14 protein-coding genes and 2 pseudogenes are annotated in these 19,765 nt (G+C 57.8%); 13 read left to right on the top strand and 3 right to left on the bottom strand.

What is annotated here, in order from left to right; translation table 11 throughout:
• Nucleotides 1-71: 71 nt before the first annotated feature.
• Nucleotides 72-170, bottom strand: a pseudogene (locus NKH36_RS32240) (IS6 family transposase); the annotation flags it as partial.
• Nucleotides 171-510: 340 nt separating this feature from the next.
• Here NKH36_RS32240 and NKH36_RS32235 point away from each other — a divergent pair.
• The 4 genes and pseudogenes from NKH36_RS32235 to NKH36_RS32220 all read left to right on the top strand — a co-directional run bounded on the left by NKH36_RS32235 (nt 511) and on the right by NKH36_RS32220 (nt 6,691).
• Entirely contained in the window at nt 511-2,160 is a 1,650-nt protein-coding gene (locus NKH36_RS32235) for an ABC transporter substrate-binding protein (protein ID WP_352965902.1), read from the top strand.
• Nucleotides 2,161-2,458: 298 nt separating this feature from the next.
• Nucleotides 2,459-3,790 carry a dimethylsulfonioproprionate lyase DddP gene (gene dddP, locus NKH36_RS32230; RefSeq protein ID WP_352965901.1) on the top strand — a complete coding sequence of 444 codons (1,332 nt, stop codon included), beginning with the start codon at nt 2,459-2,461 and terminating at the stop codon, nt 3,788-3,790.
• Nucleotides 3,791-3,828: 38 nt separating this feature from the next.
• A complete protein-coding gene (locus NKH36_RS32225) occupies nt 3,829-5,184 on the top strand; it encodes an MBL fold metallo-hydrolase (RefSeq protein ID WP_352965899.1) in 1,356 nt (451 codons plus the stop codon).
• Nucleotides 5,185-6,110: 926 nt separating this feature from the next.
• A pseudogene (locus tag NKH36_RS32220) lies at nt 6,111-6,691 on the top strand (HupE/UreJ family protein).
• Nucleotides 6,692-7,001: 310 nt separating this feature from the next.
• On the opposite strand, the gene NKH36_RS32215 reads toward NKH36_RS32220, so the two are convergent.
• Nucleotides 7,002-8,348, bottom strand: a complete 1,347-nt coding sequence (locus tag NKH36_RS32215) for an IS5 family transposase (RefSeq protein WP_352965898.1) — start codon at nt 8,346-8,348, stop codon at nt 7,002-7,004.
• Between the two features lie 560 nt (nt 8,349-8,908).
• On the opposite strand from NKH36_RS32215, the gene NKH36_RS34970 reads away from it, so the two are divergent.
• From NKH36_RS34970 to NKH36_RS32195, 4 genes are all read left to right on the top strand, one after another.
• Nucleotides 8,909-9,301, top strand: a complete 393-nt coding sequence (locus NKH36_RS34970) for a TnsB C-terminal domain-containing protein (RefSeq protein ID WP_502912161.1) — start codon at nt 8,909-8,911, stop codon at nt 9,299-9,301.
• A 284-nt stretch (nt 9,302-9,585) separates the two neighbouring features.
• Nucleotides 9,586-11,124, top strand: coding sequence for a trimethylamine methyltransferase family protein (locus tag NKH36_RS32205; RefSeq protein ID WP_352964786.1), 1,539 nt, complete (start codon nt 9,586-9,588; stop codon nt 11,122-11,124).
• 142 nt (nt 11,125-11,266) lie between these two features.
• The gene (locus NKH36_RS32200) at nt 11,267-11,962 is read left to right on the top strand and encodes a cobalamin B12-binding domain-containing protein (protein WP_352964789.1); all 696 of its coding nucleotides are present in this window, start codon (nt 11,267-11,269) and stop codon (nt 11,960-11,962) included.
• A gap of 35 nt (nt 11,963-11,997) precedes the next feature.
• Nucleotides 11,998-13,029, top strand: a complete 1,032-nt coding sequence (locus NKH36_RS32195; RefSeq protein WP_352964791.1) for a GlxA family transcriptional regulator — start codon at nt 11,998-12,000, stop codon at nt 13,027-13,029.
• Between the two features lie 8 nt (nt 13,030-13,037).
• On the opposite strand, the gene NKH36_RS32190 is transcribed toward NKH36_RS32195, so the two are convergent.
• The gene (locus NKH36_RS32190) at nt 13,038-13,901 is read right to left on the bottom strand and encodes a LysR substrate-binding domain-containing protein (protein WP_352965896.1); all 864 of its coding nucleotides are present in this window, start codon (nt 13,899-13,901) and stop codon (nt 13,038-13,040) included.
• A 179-nt stretch (nt 13,902-14,080) separates the two neighbouring features.
• On the opposite strand from NKH36_RS32190, the gene NKH36_RS32185 reads away from it, so the two are divergent.
• Genes NKH36_RS32185 through NKH36_RS32165 form a run of 5 tightly spaced genes read left to right on the top strand, consistent with a single transcriptional unit; the run spans nt 14,081 to nt 19,764 of the window.
• A complete protein-coding gene (locus tag NKH36_RS32185; protein WP_352964795.1) occupies nt 14,081-15,433 on the top strand; it encodes an NAD(P)/FAD-dependent oxidoreductase in 1,353 nt (450 codons plus the stop codon).
• Between the two features lie 17 nt (nt 15,434-15,450).
• Nucleotides 15,451-16,437 carry a dihydrodipicolinate synthase family protein gene (locus NKH36_RS32180; RefSeq protein WP_352964796.1) on the top strand — a complete coding sequence of 329 codons (987 nt, stop codon included), beginning with the start codon at nt 15,451-15,453 and terminating at the stop codon, nt 16,435-16,437.
• Nucleotides 16,438-16,473: 36 nt separating this feature from the next.
• The gene (locus tag NKH36_RS32175) at nt 16,474-17,220 is read left to right on the top strand and encodes a class II aldolase/adducin family protein (RefSeq protein ID WP_352964799.1); all 747 of its coding nucleotides are present in this window, start codon (nt 16,474-16,476) and stop codon (nt 17,218-17,220) included.
• Between the two features lie 14 nt (nt 17,221-17,234).
• Complete coding sequence (locus NKH36_RS32170) at nt 17,235-18,740, top strand: aldehyde dehydrogenase (RefSeq protein ID WP_352964802.1); 1,506 nt, start codon at nt 17,235-17,237, stop codon at nt 18,738-18,740.
• Between the two features lie 49 nt (nt 18,741-18,789).
• Entirely contained in the window at nt 18,790-19,764 is a 975-nt protein-coding gene (locus NKH36_RS32165) for an alcohol dehydrogenase catalytic domain-containing protein (protein ID WP_352964804.1), read from the top strand.
• Nucleotide 19,765 lies beyond the last annotated feature (1 nt).

The following is a 19,765-nucleotide window of genomic DNA, read 5'->3' as shown; positions in this document are numbered from 1 at the left end:
GTCATAGGGCTACTCCTAGTGCTTGCACTAGGACTTGCAGCCTTCAGCCTACCTCAGCAAGGCGGCCGTCACCGTGGGGATACGGGGAACCTGTAGTAGAGCCAGACTGCATGGGCGATGATCTGCGGCGGGAAACGATGGCGCTTGTAGCTGACGGTCGCGGTGTTCATGACATCGGTCTATGCCGCAAATCCCTGAACGCGAGTTAAGTTGATAACGCCGTATGGGGTAGTGCCGCACGTACGGATCTGGCCGGGGGGGCGATCGGTAACCATCGTCCCTACCGGGACCGGACGAGTAACCGCGCTACGGCGCGCGCGCGCCCATGACGAGACCACCTGTCCTGAGCGGCGAGGCTGGCAGGGAATCATTCTGGTATAACGCCCAATTATACCAGATGATATCTTTTTCCGCCTACAACAGCATGAGATCCGAACGTAAGCTTATCCCTCGTTCCGACCGTGGCGGTCGAAGGGTGCTGCTAAACAATCATTTCACCGGGAGGTTTGGATGAAATTCTTCAATAGAAAGGGTAAGGCCCTGCCCAAGTCGCTGGAGGCTCTTGCTGAAGAGACAAAACAGGGCAAAATGGATCGTCGCGAGTTCCTGGCGCTCGCTTCGATCTTCGGAGCGTCGACAGCGGTAGCGTACTCAATGCTCGGCGCCATGCCGTCCGCACATGCAGAAGAGGTGGGAAAAAAAGGGGGCAAATTGCGGATCTCCATGCTCGTCTATGGTGCGAAGGATCCTCGCGTCGCCGACTCTCCCGAACTAGGCAACATTCTCCGCCAGTTCTTGGAACCTTTGGTCAGATATACAAAGGAATACACATTTGAGCCCGCTCTGTTGGAGAGCTGGGAGGTAAACGACACGGCGACTGAATACGTGCTGCACGTGCGCAAGGGCGTTAAGTGGCATAACGGTGACGATTTCACCGCTGATGACGTGGTGTTCAACCTGCGCCGCTGGTGCGAAAGGGACGTGCCAGGGAACTCAATGGCAGGGCGAATGGCGCGGCTCGTCGACGATAAGACAGGCAAAGCGAGGGAAGGCGCCATTTCGAAGCTTGACGATTACACCGTCAAACTCACTCTGCCGAAGCCTGATATTACGATCATCGCTGGATTCGCTGACTATCCAGGTTTGATCGTTCATCGCGATTTTGACAAGAATGGGTCCGAGATCCAGACCCACCCGGTGGGCACCGGACCATTCGAATTGGTTTCGTGGGATGTCGGCCAGCAAGCCACGTTCAAGCGCCGGGGCAATGGAAACTGGTGGGGCGGGGAAGTCCTCTTGGACGAGGTCCACATCACTGACTACGGGACCGATCCGTCGGCTCTTGCCAGCGCCTTCGAGTCGGAAGAGGTGGACGCCAACTATCAAACTTATCCAACTCAGATCAAAGAATATGAATCTCTGGGTTTGGTGACCTATCAAGCGAACACGGCAACCACTGTTATTTGCCGCACTAAGGTCACACACAAACCCTACGACGATCAGCGCGTGCGCAATGCATTGCAACTCGCGGTCGACAACAACGCTGTGCTGCAGATCGCATATAACGGTCTCGGAACCGTTGGTGCAAACTACCACGTCGCGCCGCTGCACCCAGAGTATTATCCGATTCCAGAAAAGAAGCGTGACGTTGGAGCTGCCAAGCGCTTGATGGACGAAGCTGGTCAAATGGGTTTTGAGCACGAGATCATCAGTCCCGACTCGGACTGGATCAAGGATGCGGGTGATACGATCGCCGCGCAGCTCCGCGAGGCAGGCTTCAAGGTGAAGCGGACCGTGCTGCCTGCAAGCACCTTCTACAACGATTGGTCGAAGTACCCAATGTCCGCTACCAACTGGAACCATCGACCGCTAGGGGTTCAGGTTCTGGAACTTGGCTATCGCAGCGGTGCAGCGTGGAACGAGACGTCTTGGTCTAATCCCGAGTTCGATCAGAAACTGGACGCGGCCCTGGCCGTGCCCGACCCGGCCAAGCGCAAGGAGATCATGAAAGATCTGGAAACGCTTCTGCAGGATTCCGGCATCCTCATTCAGCCTTACTGGCTCTCGGTCTTTCGACATTCAAGAAAGAACGTCAAGGGCTTCGGAATGCACCCGACGTTTGACATCGAATTGGGCAAGGTCTGGCTCACCGACGCTTGAGAACAGCAGTTCACGGACAATCAAATGGCCTGTTCCGGGCCATTTGATTGCGCGAGGATGGCGCCTTCAGCCGTCCGTCCCAATTGGCGCCTCGTCGAGCCACTGAAATCGGACTTGCCAGTTCTCAAAAGCATCGTTGAGTCGCTTGAGGTCGACCGAAGCTCAAAGTTGCATACATCTAAGGAGATATGGGCCGTGAGGTAAGTTGTACTTATACCTATCGGGTTTCTTTTCCCCCGTCAGCAGCCTGCTCAGTTTGTCTTAATTAGCCGCTCCCAAGAAACTCGGATTTTTTACCATGTCATCATTCTCCATCCACAAGCCCAAAATTGATCCTACGAGAGGAGCTAACGCGGTTAAGCCGGATGGCAGCGCCGACTACAATGATCGCGTGGAGATAGGTCCAACTGATCTGGCTTTTGCCGAATGGGCAGATCGGGGTCTCACAGCGCCCAATCTGGAGCGGATGCGGAAGAGGCGCCTCGACCGAATTGTGCAGCAACTGCGTCAAAGGGATTACGCGGGCGTTTTGTGCTTTGATCCTATCAACATCCGATATGCAACCGACACGTCAAATATGCAGATTTGGATTATGCACAATCCCTCGCGCGCAGCATTCATCTCCGCCAACGGTTATGTCGTGCTCTGGGATTTCCACCGCTGCGGTCATCTGTCGAACTATCTGCCGTTGATCAACGAGACTCGTGAAGGAGGCGCTGGCTTCTTCTACTTCGTGGCAGGCGATGAGGAAGAAGCGGTAGCCAAGAAATTTGCGGGTGAGCTCGACGAATTGTTGCGGCGTTCGGGCGGAAAGAACCGTCGGTTGGCAGTTGATAGAATTGAAGTCCCAGGTTTGCGGGCTCTGGATGCCGTCGGGATCGAAGTATGCAACGGCATGCAGCTCATGGAGCATGCTCGAGCGATTAAGGGTGTGGACGAGATCAATGCGATGCGCTGCTCGCTAGCAACTTGCGAGATTGCCGTCGCTAAGATGCGTGAACAGTTGCAGCCGGGAATAGCAGAAACTGAACTGTGGGCCGTCCTCCATGCCGAGAACATTGCGCGCGGCGGCGAGTGGATCGAAACCCGTATCCTTAGCTCTGGCCCTCGCACAAATCCCTGGATGCAGGAGGCGGGCCCGCGTCGCATAGAGTCGGGCGACCTCCTTGCATTTGATACCGACATGGTGGGCCCCTACGGCATGTGTGCCGATATCTCTCGGACTTGGTTCTGCGGAGACGGCCAGCCAAGTGACGAGCAGCGTCGGCTGCACGCAATAGCCTACGAGCACGTCATGACGAACATGGCTCTATTGAAGCCCGGCGTGTCATTCACCGAGATCACGGAGCGCAGTCATAGGCTCCCTGCCGAGTTCGTTCCACAACGCTATGGGGTTATGATTCATGGAATTGGTCTCTGCGACGAGTATCCAGCGATCGCTTACCCTGAGGATTTCGTGCCGGGGGCGTTCGATTACGTTCTCGAACCAGGCATGACATTGTGCGTTGAAGCCTATGTCGGCGCCGTCGGTGGACGCGACGGAGTGAAGTTGGAAGAACAGGTTCTCGTTACAGAGACAGGCGTTGAGAATCTGACGAAGTGTCCTTTTGACACTGCGCTGATGGCGTAGGGCAGCGGAATCCTTTCTAATTGGAGCGGATTTGCAAGATGACGTTGATCCAGCATTCTGAGAACCTCTGGGAATTTCGGGATTCGTGCAACGTCTTCATATTGAAAAGCGGGACGGAGTGCCTGCTCATCGATTCTGGCACGGGCGAGGTCCTACAGCATCTGGCCGGAATCGGAATCGAGCGAGTTGCCTGGGTACTCCACACCCATCACCATAGAGATCAATGTTGGGGCAGCCCGTTAATTCGTAAAGCAGGCGCGAAGCTTGCCGTTCCGGAATTTGAACGTCACCTGTTTGATGACGTGGAAGCTTACTGGCAGACTCGGGGTATATACGACCATTATAACAGCAGTAATACGTTCTTTTCACTCGGAGAGAATGTAGGGGTCGATGCAGTTCTTGAGGATTACGAAACCTTTGCCTGGAAAGACTACGAGTTTCTGGTTCTTCCGGCAAAGGGTCATACGTACGGTATGATTTGCCTTGTCGTTGAGGTCGACGGCGTTAAGGTCGCCTTCACGGGCGATCTGATGTTGAGTGGTGGCAAGCTCTATCAATTACACGCGATGGAATATGCTTACGGCGATCTCGTTGGCGTTGAATTCACAATGCAATCGATACTCGCTCTGAAACGAGAGAAGCCCGAGATAGCTTTCCCATCGCATGGTCAGCCTATCAATGACGTGGATGCCGATATCGCGCGGCTGGAGTCCCGGCTCACTGAACTTGCTAATGTGGGTAGGCTATTTACATCTGGCTGGAATACCGGCTTCCCCGACTGGAAAACCATTAGAGAAAGCAAGTTGGAGCAGATTTCGGAGCATTTGCTCTGGGCTGGTCCGTATACTTGTTCGAATTTTTACGTCGTCCTCAGTGGTAGCGGGCACGCTATGCTGATTGACTACGGCGCCTCTTCTCCCGGGCACATCCACTTCGGCCTAGATCACGAGGGCATACGCGCCCTGCGGTTTGTCGAACACCATATCGATCAACTGCGAAATGATTTCAGTGTTGAGCACATTGACCTCGTTGTCCCTACGCACATTCACGACGACCACATATGCGGAATACCGTTCCTTCAGCGTAAGTTCGGAACCCAGTGCTGGGCGTTGGACCGCGTCGCCGAAGTGATCGGCAATCCGGCCGCTTGGGCGAGCACACCTTGCTGTTTCAACAAACCTATCAGTGTCAGCAGGGTGCTTCGGGACGGCGAAGCTTTCCATTGGAGAGGGCACGATTTCGAGATCTACTTCGCGCCAGGCCAAACCGAATTTCATTCAATGATCTTGGGCAAAATAGATAGCAAGCGTGTTCTCTTTAGCGGGACAATGTCGCTCTCTGCAATCCGGAGACTAGCGAGATCAATCACGAAATTCCGGTTCAACTCACCGTAATGCGCAACAGCTTCCAGTTGGAGATGCACCGTCGTTGCGCTGAGGTAATGCAATCAGTCGCGCCAGATATCCTCTGTCCCGGCCATGGGGACCTGATCCCGATGGATCAAGCTCGGATAGCCGAATACGCAGAGTATATAAAACGGAAAGACGACGCGTTCCGGGAAGTGGTACATGAACCCGCGGATCACTTCATTGATCTGTTTTGGGCCCGAATGCTCCCGTACGTTGCGGAGGTGCGCGCTGGCAGCGAGATCACATACACAGTCAAAGTTCGCAACAATATGGAACGCAGCGCCGTGTACAGCGCGCGCCTTTTACCAGCGCCGGGTTGGAACTCCGACGGCCAGTATGGGAGCGTGGAGCTAGGCCCGACAGAACTGGGAGAAGTTGTGCTCTCGACTGTGGCGCCGGCTCATTTGGATCCTAGACGGAAGCTAGTCACAGCTGAGATTTTGATTGATGGTGTCTCACAGGGGCCGATCTGCGAGGCTCTCGTTTCAGTTACCCCCGGCGAAGATGGCTTGGAGAAAGACTTTGCGCCGGTCGGTTAGTCCCTACTTGCTTGAGAACTTTGACATGCTGGATGTGGCTGGGATCCTGCCCGTTACTTCGCGTGGCGTCCGGAGGAGCTGACGTGTTGGCTTAGCAATGGAAAGGGAAGCACAGAGCGCAGTGGGACGGCGGACTGCGGAAGCCAAAGCAGCCTCGCACTAATACCGGTGTCGTCACTGGCATACTATGGTTAAAGGCAGCTGTTCGCGCAGCATGTGCTGTCTGACTTGCAGCAAATGTCGCTGTAGTCGGGCGAGCTCGGGCACCGGGCCGACAATGCGTCATATCCACATTCCTAGAGAAAAAATCCCGTCAACCTCGTGCTCCGAGTCACCGTCCTTGCTGTTTTTTAGCTGAAAGGTTGTAAGTGGATGTTCCCCATTTCGACGACACGTGCCACGCTCGCCGCCCTGACTTTCTTGGTCGCAACGATGCCGGCCCATCTCGGCAGCGGCACGAGCTTTTCATTCACGGCCGGATTCATGCATCCCCTTTCGGGTCTTGACCATATGACCGCTGTGGTCGCCGTGGGTCTTTGGGTTGCATTGAAAGGCGGCAGAGCGGTGTGGGTATGCCGCTCGCTTTTGTAGTGATGATGCTGGTCGGTGGCGGCCTTGGCATGCTGCACCTCTGGGTGCCACTCATTGAGCCCGGCGTATTGGTCTCCATCGTAGCGTTCGGGCTGCTGGTCGCGCTGGCGGTTGACTTGCCGATATCGGCGGGCATCGCCATCATAGCGTTCTTCGCGCTATTTCACGGTCATGCGCATGGCGCCGAAGCGCCGGAGAATGCTTGCGGCCTAGAATATATGGCGGGCTTTGCCGTCGCGACGGCATTTCTCCATGGGGTCGGCATCGCGACGGCTCTCGGATTTGGACTGCGCTGCCGTGAACCGACACCGTCTAAATCTGTCATGCCATTGGGGTCCGACGCGGTCGAGCATTTTCAGTAGCTTGGCCAGCGGCAGGAGCCGAACGACGCGCCAGCTAAGCAACTCCGACCGAGTTCCATAAGATACATTTGCCAATCTTCCCCTGTAGACGCAAAGTTAGATTGTCCCGCTTTTGCAAAGTAGGAATGTCGCTTCCGGCTTTGCTGGATGCCATTCTCCCGGGCGCTGCTTTTGAGGGAGACAGCCAGATTGGTTTTGATGAGCGAACGCGAGCTTCAACGCATCGAGGTGCTGTCGAGAGCCGCTGATCGGCGGATGACGCCCATCGCAGCGGCACATGTACTTGGTCGGCCGTGAACAATGGGAGGGATCAGGCTTTGAGTTCTTTCGGCTGACTTTGAGAGGCGGCGAGGAGAAGCCACAAAAGAGCCTTCAGCCACCTGAGCAGGAGGGAGAAGTTGTAGCCGGCGGCGGCCAGGATGGCGTTGACGGCGTCGCCCTGCTTGCCGGCGAGATAGTTGCGGCCCATCCGGTGCTCAGCCTTGATGTGGCCGATCACGGGCTCGATCGCGGAGCGGCGGCGCATCTGGCGCTTGATGGCTGGGGTGACACGGCGTTTCTGGCCGCTGGTGAAGACCCTGAACTTGTGGCTCTCCGGTGCGTTGTGGCCGCGATAGCCGGCGTCGGCGAGAACGCGGCTGATCGCGTTGCCGATGGTCTTTTCCATGTCAGGGATGATCGCTGCGAGCGTGTGGCCGTCATAGGGATTGCCGGGCAGCGCTTTTGCATGCAGGGCGAACTGGCCACCCTTTGAGCGCTTCAGCGTGGTGGCCACCGACACCTTCACCCCGAACTCGTAGGGCGCATGCGCCTTGCCCTTACCGATGCACTCGACTTCGTGCGCATGCAGGCTGTAGATTTTGCGGCCGCGCTGGCGCTGACGCTGCTCGAGAACGGTGGAGGCCTGGTAGAGCGACCATTTGAAGAGCGCGTCCAGTTCCGCATCGCCGGCGATCTGGCGGGAGATGTCGCGAATGGTCCGCCCGAGATAGGTCTTGAGCCTGCGCAGCGCCTTGTTGGCCCGCTTGAACTGCTTGGCGTGCGCATAGCGCTGCTGCTTGATCAGCGCCAGCTTGCCGACCCGCACATAGGTCTGGCGCAAATCCAGCCCCGCCCGTTTGGCCAGCCGCACCAGCCGTTCGCGGGCCCGGTGGATGAGCTTGGCGTCGGTCGGGAACATCACGTTCTTCGGCTGCACGGTCGTGTCCACGATCACTTGGCGCGTGTCGGTCGGCTTCATCGCCCCGGTCTTGACCGCAATGCTGAGGCTTTCCTGCAAAAGCGCGACGATCCGCTCCTCGCCCATGCGGCTGCGCCAGCGCGTCATCGACGAGCGGTCGAAGGGCAGGTCGTGGCGGAAGAACTCCTCGCCGCACAGATACTGGAAGTAGGGGTTTTCCACCCAGCGCTCGCACAGCACCTCGTCTGACAGGTTGAAGGTGTGCTTGAGGATCGCCAGCCCCGCCATCAGCCGGGTCGGCAGCGGCGGCATGCCGGGACCGTCCGAATAGACCGCACCGAAACGCTCCTTCAGCACCGGCCAGTCGATCGCCTGCGCCAGGCGCACCAGCTCGTGCTTCATGTTGATGATCTGATCGAGCCTGGAGCGGAAAAGATCCTGCTCTCCCGTCTCGCGCTTCTCGCGTGGCCTGGACACTGCGTCCCCCTCGATTCGCCGCCGCCGACCGAGTGAATCACGCTCCGCAGCACAAGGGAATCGCAAAATCGAATTGCAAGAAAACAGTGCCCAAACACCGCAAATCCTGCAATTTCAAAGCCGACCTCCGCCCTAATCAGGATGCCAGATCAACGGTTTGCGGATAGTTCACGGCCGACTACTTGGCTTGACCAGGCGCCAGGTGCAGAGGCTTTTGAAGGCACTTCAGGTCGACGGAGCTTCGGGACTACGCCACAAAGCGCGGCCGGCGTTCGAACCATCAGATTATCGACGGCATTCGGGATTTCACTGTAAGCGATGCGCCAAGGCAGCTCTTTCGGCGTCGTGGCCGCTTGAGCTTGTTCAAATCATATCAAAGTCGAGTATTCGTCGTCGACGAAGAAACGCGTCAGCCGCTCGGACGGCCCTGTCTTTTCTCGGATGGTTACGGGCCTCTATCTGACCATGGACGCGCCCTCGCGATTGTCGACAAGCTTATGCATACTGCACTCCGTATTCGCCAAGACCACGTGGTTGCTGGAGAGGGATACCCATGAACGATACATGTCGACAACGGCTCTTACTTTCGAAGTCACGCATTCCAGCGCGCTTGCCGGGACAAAGGCACAAAGCTCGATTGGCGGCCGCCGGGCACTCCCCATTTCGGCGGCCACATAGAACGGTTGATCGGCACGCAGATGGGCGCGGTTCAGCTGCTTCCGGGATCGACCTCCAGCAACATCGAGGAACGGCGCGAGTATGATGCCAAACGCCATGCCGCGCTGACACTCCGAGAGCTTGAGCGCTACATCGCATTCGAGATCGTCGGGCAATACCATCATGCTATCCGAAGCCGTCCGCACACCCTGGACGGCGTCAACAAGGCCGATAACGCGGTCTGTCATGGTCAACCTACTATCAAGGCCAAGCCGCGTTCGAACGCGAGGGCATAGCCGGCCTGCTGCCGTGCACCCGAGGGCAAACGGCCCACAGCTCATCGACGAGGTTTACACTTCATCGACCGGAACCCATGCAGCAGGCGCCTCGCTGCATGGCTTAGCGGCCCCGCGCCGCACTCCAGTCGCGAGAAGTGTCTCTTGATATAAGTTTCGCTTATGTCGAACCGTGTCTTTTGGGGGTTCCCTACGCATTTCCCACCTCATATTGTTAGCAGAACATCAAGGTCCAGTCTCAGCTCAAGGAACGAAGCTGGTCTGTGGCAAAGTGGGATTGCATCATGTCGGAACTCTCCCCTGCAACACGCCGCCGCGGCGGGCGTTCATCGCTCGTGGCCTCTCGAGCGGCCGAAAAGACGCCGCGTCTATCGACCATTCGCTACGGGATTAAGCCGGTTGAGGCCCTTAGTCCCGACCAGCTTGAGCGAATTCACCAGGCATCGCTGGCGATTCTTCGCGAAATTGGAATTGATTTCCGTGATGAAACCGCGCTCCGGCAGTGGCGGGAAGCGGGAGCTGATGTCCAGGGTCAGCGGGTCCACCTCGAGCCGGAAATGGTGATGGACCTAATTGCCAAGGCACCTCGTAGCTTCGAACTGCGATCCCGTGACCTTGACCGGCGAGTTACAATCTCACCGGACACGTTGACCTTCGGCACCATGCAGGGGGCCCCCAATGTTCGGGACTTAAATGGCGTGAGACGGTCTTCGACGATCAAAGACCTCAAGGATTTAAACCGGATGACGCAAATGTTGCCGGGCTTCCACGTGGCCGGCGGCTTTACATGCGAACCTACGGATATCGCCGTTCCATGGCGGCACCTTCACATCAACCGTTCCAGCCTCGTCGAGACGGATCTTCCGTACTTCGGTTTGACTACCGGGCAGGAGCGCTCTGAAGACTCGATCGCTATGGCTCGCATCGCTCATGGCGCCGAATTCATGAAGTCCAACGCCGTTATGATTGGTCAGATATCAGGCAACTCTCCCCTCGTTTGGGACGCGACCATGCTCGAAGGATTACGCGTCTATGCTGAGGCTAACCAAGTTGTCCTGCTCTCTCCCTTCGTCCTTGGCGCCGCTAACACACCCGCAGATGTTGCCGCGACTGCCGCCCAGGTAAATGCCGAGGCGCTCGCGGGGCTGGCCTATACGCAACTCACGGCCCCTGGTGCCAAGATGATCTACGGACAGTACTCAGTGTCGGTTTCCATGCGCAGTGGAGCTCCCATGTCGGGTATGCCCGAGGTAACACTCCTGAACGTGGTGATTGGCCAACTGGCGAGGCGATACGGCATCCCATGGAGAACGACCGCCTCGCAGTCCTCGGCGAAAACCTTCGATGCCCAGTCAGGATACGAATCCGCCATCGCCTACATGTCGGGTGCTACGGCAACGTCAAACCTCTTCCTGCACGCCGGTGGGTGGGATGAAGCCGGTATGGTTTGTTGCCTGGCCAAGTTCGTGGCGGACGCCGAGCAAAATCTCCTGATTGCGAAGTATGCGCAAGGGATATCGTTCGACTACTTCGATGAGGCCCTGGAAGCCGTCCGTCGGGTCGGGCCGGGTGGACACTATCTCGGCGATTCATTCACACTCAAGCGCTTCAAGGACGCGTTCATCGCGCCAGAGATCCTCGATTACTTGAGCCATGAGCAGTGGAAAGCTAAAGGATCCAAGGACATGGCCCAGCGCTGCCGCGAGAAGGCAAAGGCGATTATCGAAGGCTATGAACCGCCGCCGATGGATGCTGCGGTCCGCGAAGAATTGGACGCGTTCGTTGCGAAGCGTCACGAGGAGATTTCGCCCAGCCTAGCCTGATCCTGTGCGAAAGTGAGAGGTGTCCAGTTAAGTAGGTTTGCCGCCTGATTTCGACCTCCCAAGCTTTCGGGCGTGCGCCTGCCGGCACCCGCAGGACGGGTGCCGGCAGTTGAATAATACAGCTTATATCGGGGAATAGAGCATGTCCGACGAAGAGATCATCCTTTCCGAACTTTCCGACGAGGAACTTGTGCAGCAGATGCACGACGACCTTTATGACGGGCTGAAGGAAGAGATCGAAGCTGGCACCAACATCCTTCTTGAGCGCGGCTGGGTGCCGTACAACGTGCTGACAGAAGCGCTGGTCGAAGGCATGCGCATCGTCGGCGAGGACTTTCGCGACGGCATCCTCTTTGTGCCCGAAGTGCTTCTGTCCGCCAACGCGATGAAGGCCGGTATGGCGATCCTGCGTCCACTGCTGGCCGCCACCGGCGCGCCCAAGCAGGGCAAGATGGTTATTGGCACCGTGAAGGGCGACATCCACGACATCGGCAAGAACCTCGTCGGCATGATGATGGAAGGCGCCGGCTTTGAAATCATCGACCTTGGCATCAACAATTCCGTTGAAAAGTATATGACGGCCATCGAGGAGCATCAGCCCGACATCATCGGCATGTCGGCGCTGCTCACCACCACCATGCCTTACATGAAGGTCGTCATCGACACGATGAAGGAAAAGGGCATCCGAGACGATTATGTCGTGCTGGTCGGCGGCGCGCCGCTCAATGAGGAATTCGGCAAGGCCGTCGGCGCCGACGCCTATTGCCGCGACGCCGCGGTCGCGGTCGAGACCGCCAAGGACTTCATAAAGCGCAAACACAACGTTCGTAGTGTGTAGCCTTTCGGCCACGAGTTCCTAATCGATATGAACCAATGAACGTGCATTCAAAAGTCGTAACGGCGGACGTCGGCTCCATCGCCATTGAAGCTGTTGGCGATAAAAAACCACTTAGTCTCGCTATTCTCGTCTTGCCGGGCTTCTCGCATCTGGCGCTCGGGGCGTATATCGAGCCCTTGCGCGTTGCAAATTTGCTGGCGGAAAGGGAGCTCTTTTGCTGGAGAGTGCTCAGTCTCGATGGCAAGTCAGTCTCAAGTTCGAGCGGACTCTCGGTTGGGGCCACGGCCGACATTGGCGATTTCGTGACAGGCGACCACAGATATGACCAGGCCGTCATCGTTGCAGGCGATCCTCTCGACCCCCGCCAATTGCCGAAGGTCAATTCGCTCCTACGCAACATTGCCCGCCGGAACGTCAGGATAACTGCCATCGGCACCGCGGCCTGGCTCCTTGCGCAGGCAGGTCTGCTGACGGATACGCGCTGCACTATCCATTGGTCACGCTTGGCGGCATTTTCCGAAACTTTCAAGGAATCAGACATCTGCAATGCCTTGTTTGTGATGGATGGACAATTTTCTACGTGTGCCGGTGAACTCGCTGCGTTTGATCTCGCCCTCGATTTGGTGGCCGGTCATGCGGGTGCAGGCATCTGTCGAGAGGTATGCCGCTACGCCACCGCGGTGGATCGCCGCTCTGGTTGCGACCGACAAACTACCCCGGCCGGTCTCGCGTTTGCTGGAGTGAACGGGAAACTAAAAGCAGCGCTCCACCTTATGGAGGAAAACATAGAGTACCCGCTGACTCTCACGACGTTGGGTAAGCTGTGCAAGATCTCCAAACGCCAACTCGAACGACTGTTTCTGGCCCACGTCGGAACTTCGCCGTCGAGGCACTACAAGCGAGTTCGGCTCGAACACGCTCGACGACTTGTCGATGGGACCAGCCTAAGCCTCGTGGAAGTAGCAATCGCCTGCGGGTTTCAGTCGGCGTCGCATTTCTCCAAGTGCTTCAGGGAAATTCATGGACTTGCGCCCAGCGATTGCAGAGGCCGGTTCCGCACGAGCTAACGCATCGACTATGGTCGCAGCTCCTCAGACTGGGCCAAGACCCAGTCGACAAGCTTTTTCGTTTTTTCGCTCTGGCCAAGCCTGTCATTCGCGACCAGGAAAAAGGCCCGATCCGTTCTGATTTCATCCGGAAGAGGGCGGATAAGATTTCTGTTCTTAAGGTGATATTGGTTGGTGAACGACCAGCCGAGCGCTATGCCTTCGCCTGATAGAGCCGCCTGAAATGCCAGCTGATAATCGTTGAAGACTATGTCGGTTCGAACCTGACTCGAATCTCCCCCCGCAAGCTCGATCCATTCAGACCAACCCATGCGTTTACGATATGCGTCAGAAGAGTGGATTAGTTGATGATGAGTGAGATCGTCCACGCAGCGCAATTGCGGATGTGAAGCCAAGTAGGTCGGAGAGCACACGGGAAAGATAATTTCGTCTGATATGAACCAAGCGTTGCTATGACTGAAATCCCGCCGACGCACCCATACCGTCACGTCAATCTCATGGTCGGGCTCCACATCCCGGTCTGTTGCCACGACCTTAATCCTTATATCAGGATGCTCCTGCTGGAAGTGATAAAGCTGCGGTGCCAACCAATGCGCAGCAAGCGACATCGACGCCGCAAAGCTTATATACTTCGTGCCTCGCTCTGAAATTCTCTCAAAGGCTTGCTCGATTCTGCGGAAGCCAGCCCGCACTTCGTCGTAAAGCACTGACCCGGCTTCGGTTAGCCTTACACCGCGATTGTCTCGCACGAAGAGCTCAACTCTGCAGTGCTTTTCGAGCGTCTTTATGGATAGCGACACACTCGGCTGAGTTACATTCAACTCCACGGCCGCGCGCTTGAAGCTGAGGTTGCGGGCGGCAGCTTCGAACACGAAAAGAGAATGCGTAGATGGAACGAGTGCCCGGAGCTTTGACATAAGCCATGCCTATATCAGACATTTTCTTTTCGGTCTACCAGCCGCAGGGCACAGCGTGCTTTATACGCCCAGTACTAACGTATGGCGGAGCCGGGCGCGAGACAGCACGACCCGCCTTGAAGGCGGGGACCGCAGTGACTTCATCAAAGAGCCCGACAAACAAACGGATCGTTGTACAGGCCCCGCACTCGGACCCGACCACTTCCGGTTGGTATGCTACTTCGGGTCCCGATCTGGATCTGGCGCCGCAGCGCGGCGATATTTCGTGCGACTGTCTTGTGATCGGTGCCGGGTGGATGGGCCTGCACGCTGCTCGCCGATATGCTGAACTCGAACCCCAATCCTCTGTGGTGCTGGTCGACGCCGGACGCATCGGGAACAACGCATCCGGTCGCTGCATGGGCTTTGTGATCGACTTGGCCCATAATCCACGCAAGCGCGATTTTCTCGAAGACATCAAGGGGAACAACGAGGAGCTCTTCGTCAACTTAGAGGGGATTGCGTATATTCGAAGCGCAGTCGAAGAGCATGGAGTGTTTTGCGACTGGGATCCTCAAGGAAAATATCATTCCGCGGCCACTGATCATGGGGTCAAGGACTTGCATAATTTCGCGGCCGCGCTCGACAGCTTGGGCCAGAACTATAGCTGGGTCGAGAAGCCGGAGATGCAAGCTATGACCGGCAGCAAGCACTATATCAAAGCGCTCCACCATCCCGGTACGATCCTCTTGCAGCCGGCTAAGTACCTGAAGAATGCCACGCGTCAATTACCCGCCAACGTGACGGTGCATGAGAATACGCCGATTACTGCAGTAGAGTTCGGGAACTCCAGACATATCTGCGAAACGCCAAATGGCAAGATTACCGCCGCAAAGGTCATTATTTGCACGGCGGGCTATCTCACAAGGTTCGGGTTTTTCGACAACCGAGCTATACCGCTATACACCTTCGCTAGCATGACGAGGCAGCTCACTGCAGCCGAGCTCGCTCAGATCGGCAACCGGCAGACATATGGCCTAATCCCAGCCAATAGCTTTGGAACTACCGTTCGACGCACTGCCGACAACCGCCTGTTCCTCAGAAACGTGTACGCATATGCGACCAATTTCAAAACTTCGACGCAGGACGTAATGAGGGCTCGGATCCACCAACAGGTTGCGTTCGATCGTCGCTGGCCCGCGCTTTCTTCCATTGGCTTCGAGGCCAGTTGGGGCGGCCTGCTGACCCTCGCTCAGAACGGTGGGATGGTTTTCGGTGAGTTGACGACGAACGTCTTTGGCGCAGCATTCTGTAACGGAACAGGCGTGGCCAGGGGCGCGGCCTTCGGGAAAGCGGTCGCGGAGTTGGCTGCCGGACAAAGCTCGCCGGTGATCGACATTCTTCAGAAGAGGGCTGTACCGAGCAGGCCCTATCCAAAACTTGTCACAGCATTGGGCGTTCGTTTTTTGACAGCGTTGCGCTTCAAGCAGGCAGGCGCGGAGGTCTAAGTTCAACATAGAGACGAATGACGGCTGAGCTCAAAGATATCTGCAAACCTCATTCGAAGACGGTGGCGCCGTCGATTGTCGCATCTTCGAAGCTCGCCGTAGATCCAGGAGTGAAGGACATGGCCAACCTAATAGGTATCAACCTTGCGATGCAGACCCCTTTCCATAAGGGCGGGTCGATCGATTTTAGCCGCTGGGACAAGCTGCTTGACCAGTACCTGGAAACCGGAATGCACGGTTTCGTGCTGAGTTCCGGGACCGGGCAACATGCCTATCTGACTGAGGACGAGTGCAACAAGTTGTTCGAAGCCGGCGTTAAGCGCATCAATGGACGTGCATCGGTCACGGCGCAGACCTCGGCGCTCAACCTGCAAGAGGTGATCCGTCGCTCCAAGGCCGCGCAGGATGCCGGTGTAGATGCGTTGATGATCCTGCCGCCCTTTTTCGAGGGGCCTAAGCATGATGATGGCATTTTCGCTTTCTACGAAGCGATCTGCAAGGAAGTGTCCATCGACGTCATCGGCTACAACATTCCCGCAGCGACGGGGATCGAACTCACTCCCAAGCTCTACACTCGGCTGCTGCAGTTGGACAATTTCAACTTCATCAAGGACAGCTCTGGCGATCTGTGCAAGCAGCAGGCGCTAGTGGCATGCGGCGGCAACATCCTCAACGGCGCCGATCCAAACGCACCGTTCTCCTTCATGTTGGGCACGGCAGGCACGATCTGGGGTTGCGCTAACATCTTCCCGCGCGAGGCGGTTCGGCTCTTTGAGCTCATCGACGGCGGCCACCACGCAGAAGGCTTGAAGCTGTGGCAGTCAATGTTCCCGATCGTCGCCTACTGCTGGCAGAACGACTACATCCCTGCAGTGAAGGCCGCCGCACGTCAGATGGGCTTCGACGGCGGCACCGTGCGCGCTCCTGTCTGCGAAGTCGGGGCGGAAGAGGAAGCCAAGATTGCTGCGGCCCTTAAGCCCTTGCAATTGGAGAAGGCGGCGTAGTCCCGCCGCGCCAGCAAGATCTCCGGAAGGCGGACCATGAATATTCTAGAAGCACGCTTGCGCAATGATCTCGCCGCCGCGTTCCGCTGGACAGCGCGCCTTGGCCTCCATGAGGCGACGGCGAACCATTTTTCGGTCGCGCTCGACCAGCAGGGCGATCGATTTCTCATGAATCCCAACATGGTGCATTTCTCGCAGATCAAAGCGCGCGATTTGCTTTTGCTGAGTTCGGCCGCCGACGAGGAACCGGCCGGTCCGGGGGCCCTCGACCGCACCGCATGGGAACTGCATTCCTATCTTCACCGCAATATCCCGCGCGCCCAGTGCATCCTGCACACCCACATGCCCTACGCAACCGCCTGGAGTTGCCTGGAAGACCCGGAAATCTTGCCGATCTGCCAGAACACGGCGCGGTTTTACGGCAATGTGGCATACGACAAGGACTATGGCGGCATGTTCGTCGACCCTGAGGAGCCGGCGCGCGTCGCCGAGCTTCTGGGCGAAAAAGACGTGATGCTCCTTGGCGGCGACGGAGTCATGGTCGTGGGCCCGAGCGTCGCGCACGCCTTCGACGCGCTCTATCATCTGGAGCGTGCTTGCATGAACCTCGTGCTCGCCCTCTCGACCGGCAAGCCAGTCAAGCGCCTGCCGCACGAAGTCGCCGAAAAGACAGCGCGCCAGTGGCGCGACTATCCCGGCTTCTCCGAAGGGCACTTCCGCGCCCTTGTCGGGATCCTCGACAAGGAAGACCCAGACTATCGGTTGAAGCCCATCGCCGCCTGAACATTGGAATAAACATGACAAGCTTCACTCGTGACGACGCGCTTGCGATTGCTCGTGCGCTTAAACTGCCCTCCCGTCCTTTCATCGGCGGCGACTACCGTCAAACCAGGGACGGCAGAGCCTTCAAGAGCGTCAATCCAGCTACCGGCGAGGTTCTTGCGGAAATCGACGGGTGCGGTCCGTCCGATGTGGATTCTGCTGTCGCTGCTGCCAAGGCCGCGTTCGATTCCGGCGTGTGGTCGCACAAGCACCCCTCGGAGCGCAAGGCGGTGCTGGCGCGATTTGCTCAATTGATCAACGACAACCTTCGGGTACTCGCTGTCCTGGAAAGCCTCGACTCCGGCAAGCCGATTACTGACTGCTTGACGGTGGACGTGCCATGCACGGCAGCCACGATCGCCTGGCACGCCGAGGCGCAGGACAAGCTGTTTTCGCGAGCGGCTCCCACAGATAACAACGCGCTCGGCCTGATTGTCCGCGAGCCGCTGGGTGTGGTCGGGCTCGTGCTTCCGTGGAACTTCCCGATGCTGATGGCTGGCTGGAAGCTGGGCCCGGCATTGGCGACCGGCAATTCTGTGGTGCTGAAGCCGTCGCAGATGACCACGCTGACCGCATTGCGCATGGCCGAACTTGCCATCGAAGCAGGGGTGCCCGCAGGCGTGTTGAACGTCGTCACCGGGTCGGGGAATGTTGGCGAGTCGCTCGGGTTGCACCGCGACGTGCGCATCATTTCGTTCACCGGGTCCACCGAGGTTGGACGCAAGTTCCTGGACTATTCGCAGCGTTCGAACCTCAAGAGGATTGTCCTGGAGTTGGGCGGGAAAAATCCGGCAGTGGTGCTGGCCGACGCTCCGAGCCTTGATTTCGTGGCCGAACAACAGGCTTTCTCGATCCTGACCAATATGGGCCAGAACTGTGCCTCGAACAGCCGCCTGATCGTGCACAAGGCGGTCAAGGACGAACTGGTCGAAAAGATCGTCGCGGTCTGCAGGAACTGGAAGCTGGGCGATCCCCTGGAGCCGACCACCCAACTCGGTCCCGTCGTCGGCGAAGGTCATTGCAACAACATCAAAAAATATCTCGAGAAGGGGCGCGCGGAGGGCGCACGGCTGGCTTGCGGCGGCAATCAAGTCGATCGCCCGGGCTATTTCATCGAGGCGACGGTGTTCGACCGCGTCACGCAGGAAATGACGATCTATCGCGAGGAGATCTTCGGTCCGGTGCTGACGATCGTGGAAGCGCGGGACGACGATCACGCGATCGAACTGGCCAACGACACCGAGTACGGCCTGACGGCCTCGCTCTACACGACCGACCTTGGCAAGGCTCATAACCTTGCTCGCAAGATCAACGCCGGCACGGTGTCGGTGAACTGCTACTCCGAAGGTGACATGTCGACCCCGTTCGGAGGCTTCAAGCAATCAGGCTTCGGCGGCCGAGACAATGGCCTGGAGGCGCATGAGCAGTACACGGAAGTCAAGACCGTCTGGATGAACCTGGCGGCTCCGGCTCGAACCTGAGGGCAGGGTGATGAAATCGGTCCGAGTTATCGAAGGCAACCCTCAGTTCGTGCCGCAAGAGGTCGAGCGGCCGACGCTGCCGGCTGGCGCCGTGCGTGTCCGGATTCAGGCTGCGTTCCTGCCGCCCTATTTCGAGCACCTCCCTTCCGGCAACTGGCGGACTCCTCCACGCCCATTCACGCCCGGCCAATGCGCCATCGGCGTGGTCGAAGAAACGGCTGATCCGGACAGCCCCTTGCGTCGCGGCCAGTCCGTCTATTCCGACATGTATATCGAAGGCCCTGGCGCCGAGGCGGACCATGGGTTCATTGGCTGCTTCGGACTGACGCCTGCTGCCAGCCGGCATTTGGCGAAATGGCCGAACGGAACCTTCGCCGAAGAGTTCGTCGGGCCGGAACATTGCTTCACGCCGGTTCCCGACGGCATCAATGCGGCACCCGAAATCCTGTGCCGGCCGGGGTGGTTTGCAACCGCATTGGCTGGCTTCCGGCGGGGCGGCTTCCGGCCCGGCATGGTCGTTGCAATCAACGGTGCCGCGGGGTTGCTGGGCACATCCGCTGCTCTTGTCGCGTTGGCTATCGGCGTGGCCGAGGTTCGACTTGTCGGCCGCCGGACTGCGGTTCTTGACGAGGTGGCCGCGCTGGACTGGCGCATCGTGGTGGAGGGGGCGGATGATCAAACACCGCTGGACCTCGTGCTCGACTGCGCGGGCGGTGACAGCGCAGCTAAATCTGTATCCCTGTCGGAGCGTTTGCGTCGCTTGGGGAGCATCACTTTTGTCGGCGCCCTGACCGCCCGCGCGGCCTTCGACACGAGTATTCTGATGCGCAACAGCAATAGCGTGGTTGGCTCTTTCTGGTTTCCCCATGAGACTGCCGCGGACGTACTGGCACTGATCGCCTCACGCGCGATCGATCTATCGGCTTTCCGTGCCGAATGCTTCGGAACCGATCAAATCCAGGCAGCGATGAAGCACAGCGTCCAACATTCGGGCGGACTGGCTCATGTCGCGCTTAAACCGTGAA

Source organism: Mesorhizobium sp. M1312 (genome assembly GCF_040318115.1).
In the GTDB taxonomy this organism is placed as follows: Bacteria; Pseudomonadota; Alphaproteobacteria; order Rhizobiales; family Rhizobiaceae; genus Mesorhizobium.
This window is presented reverse-complemented; position numbering and strand designations above follow the sequence as displayed.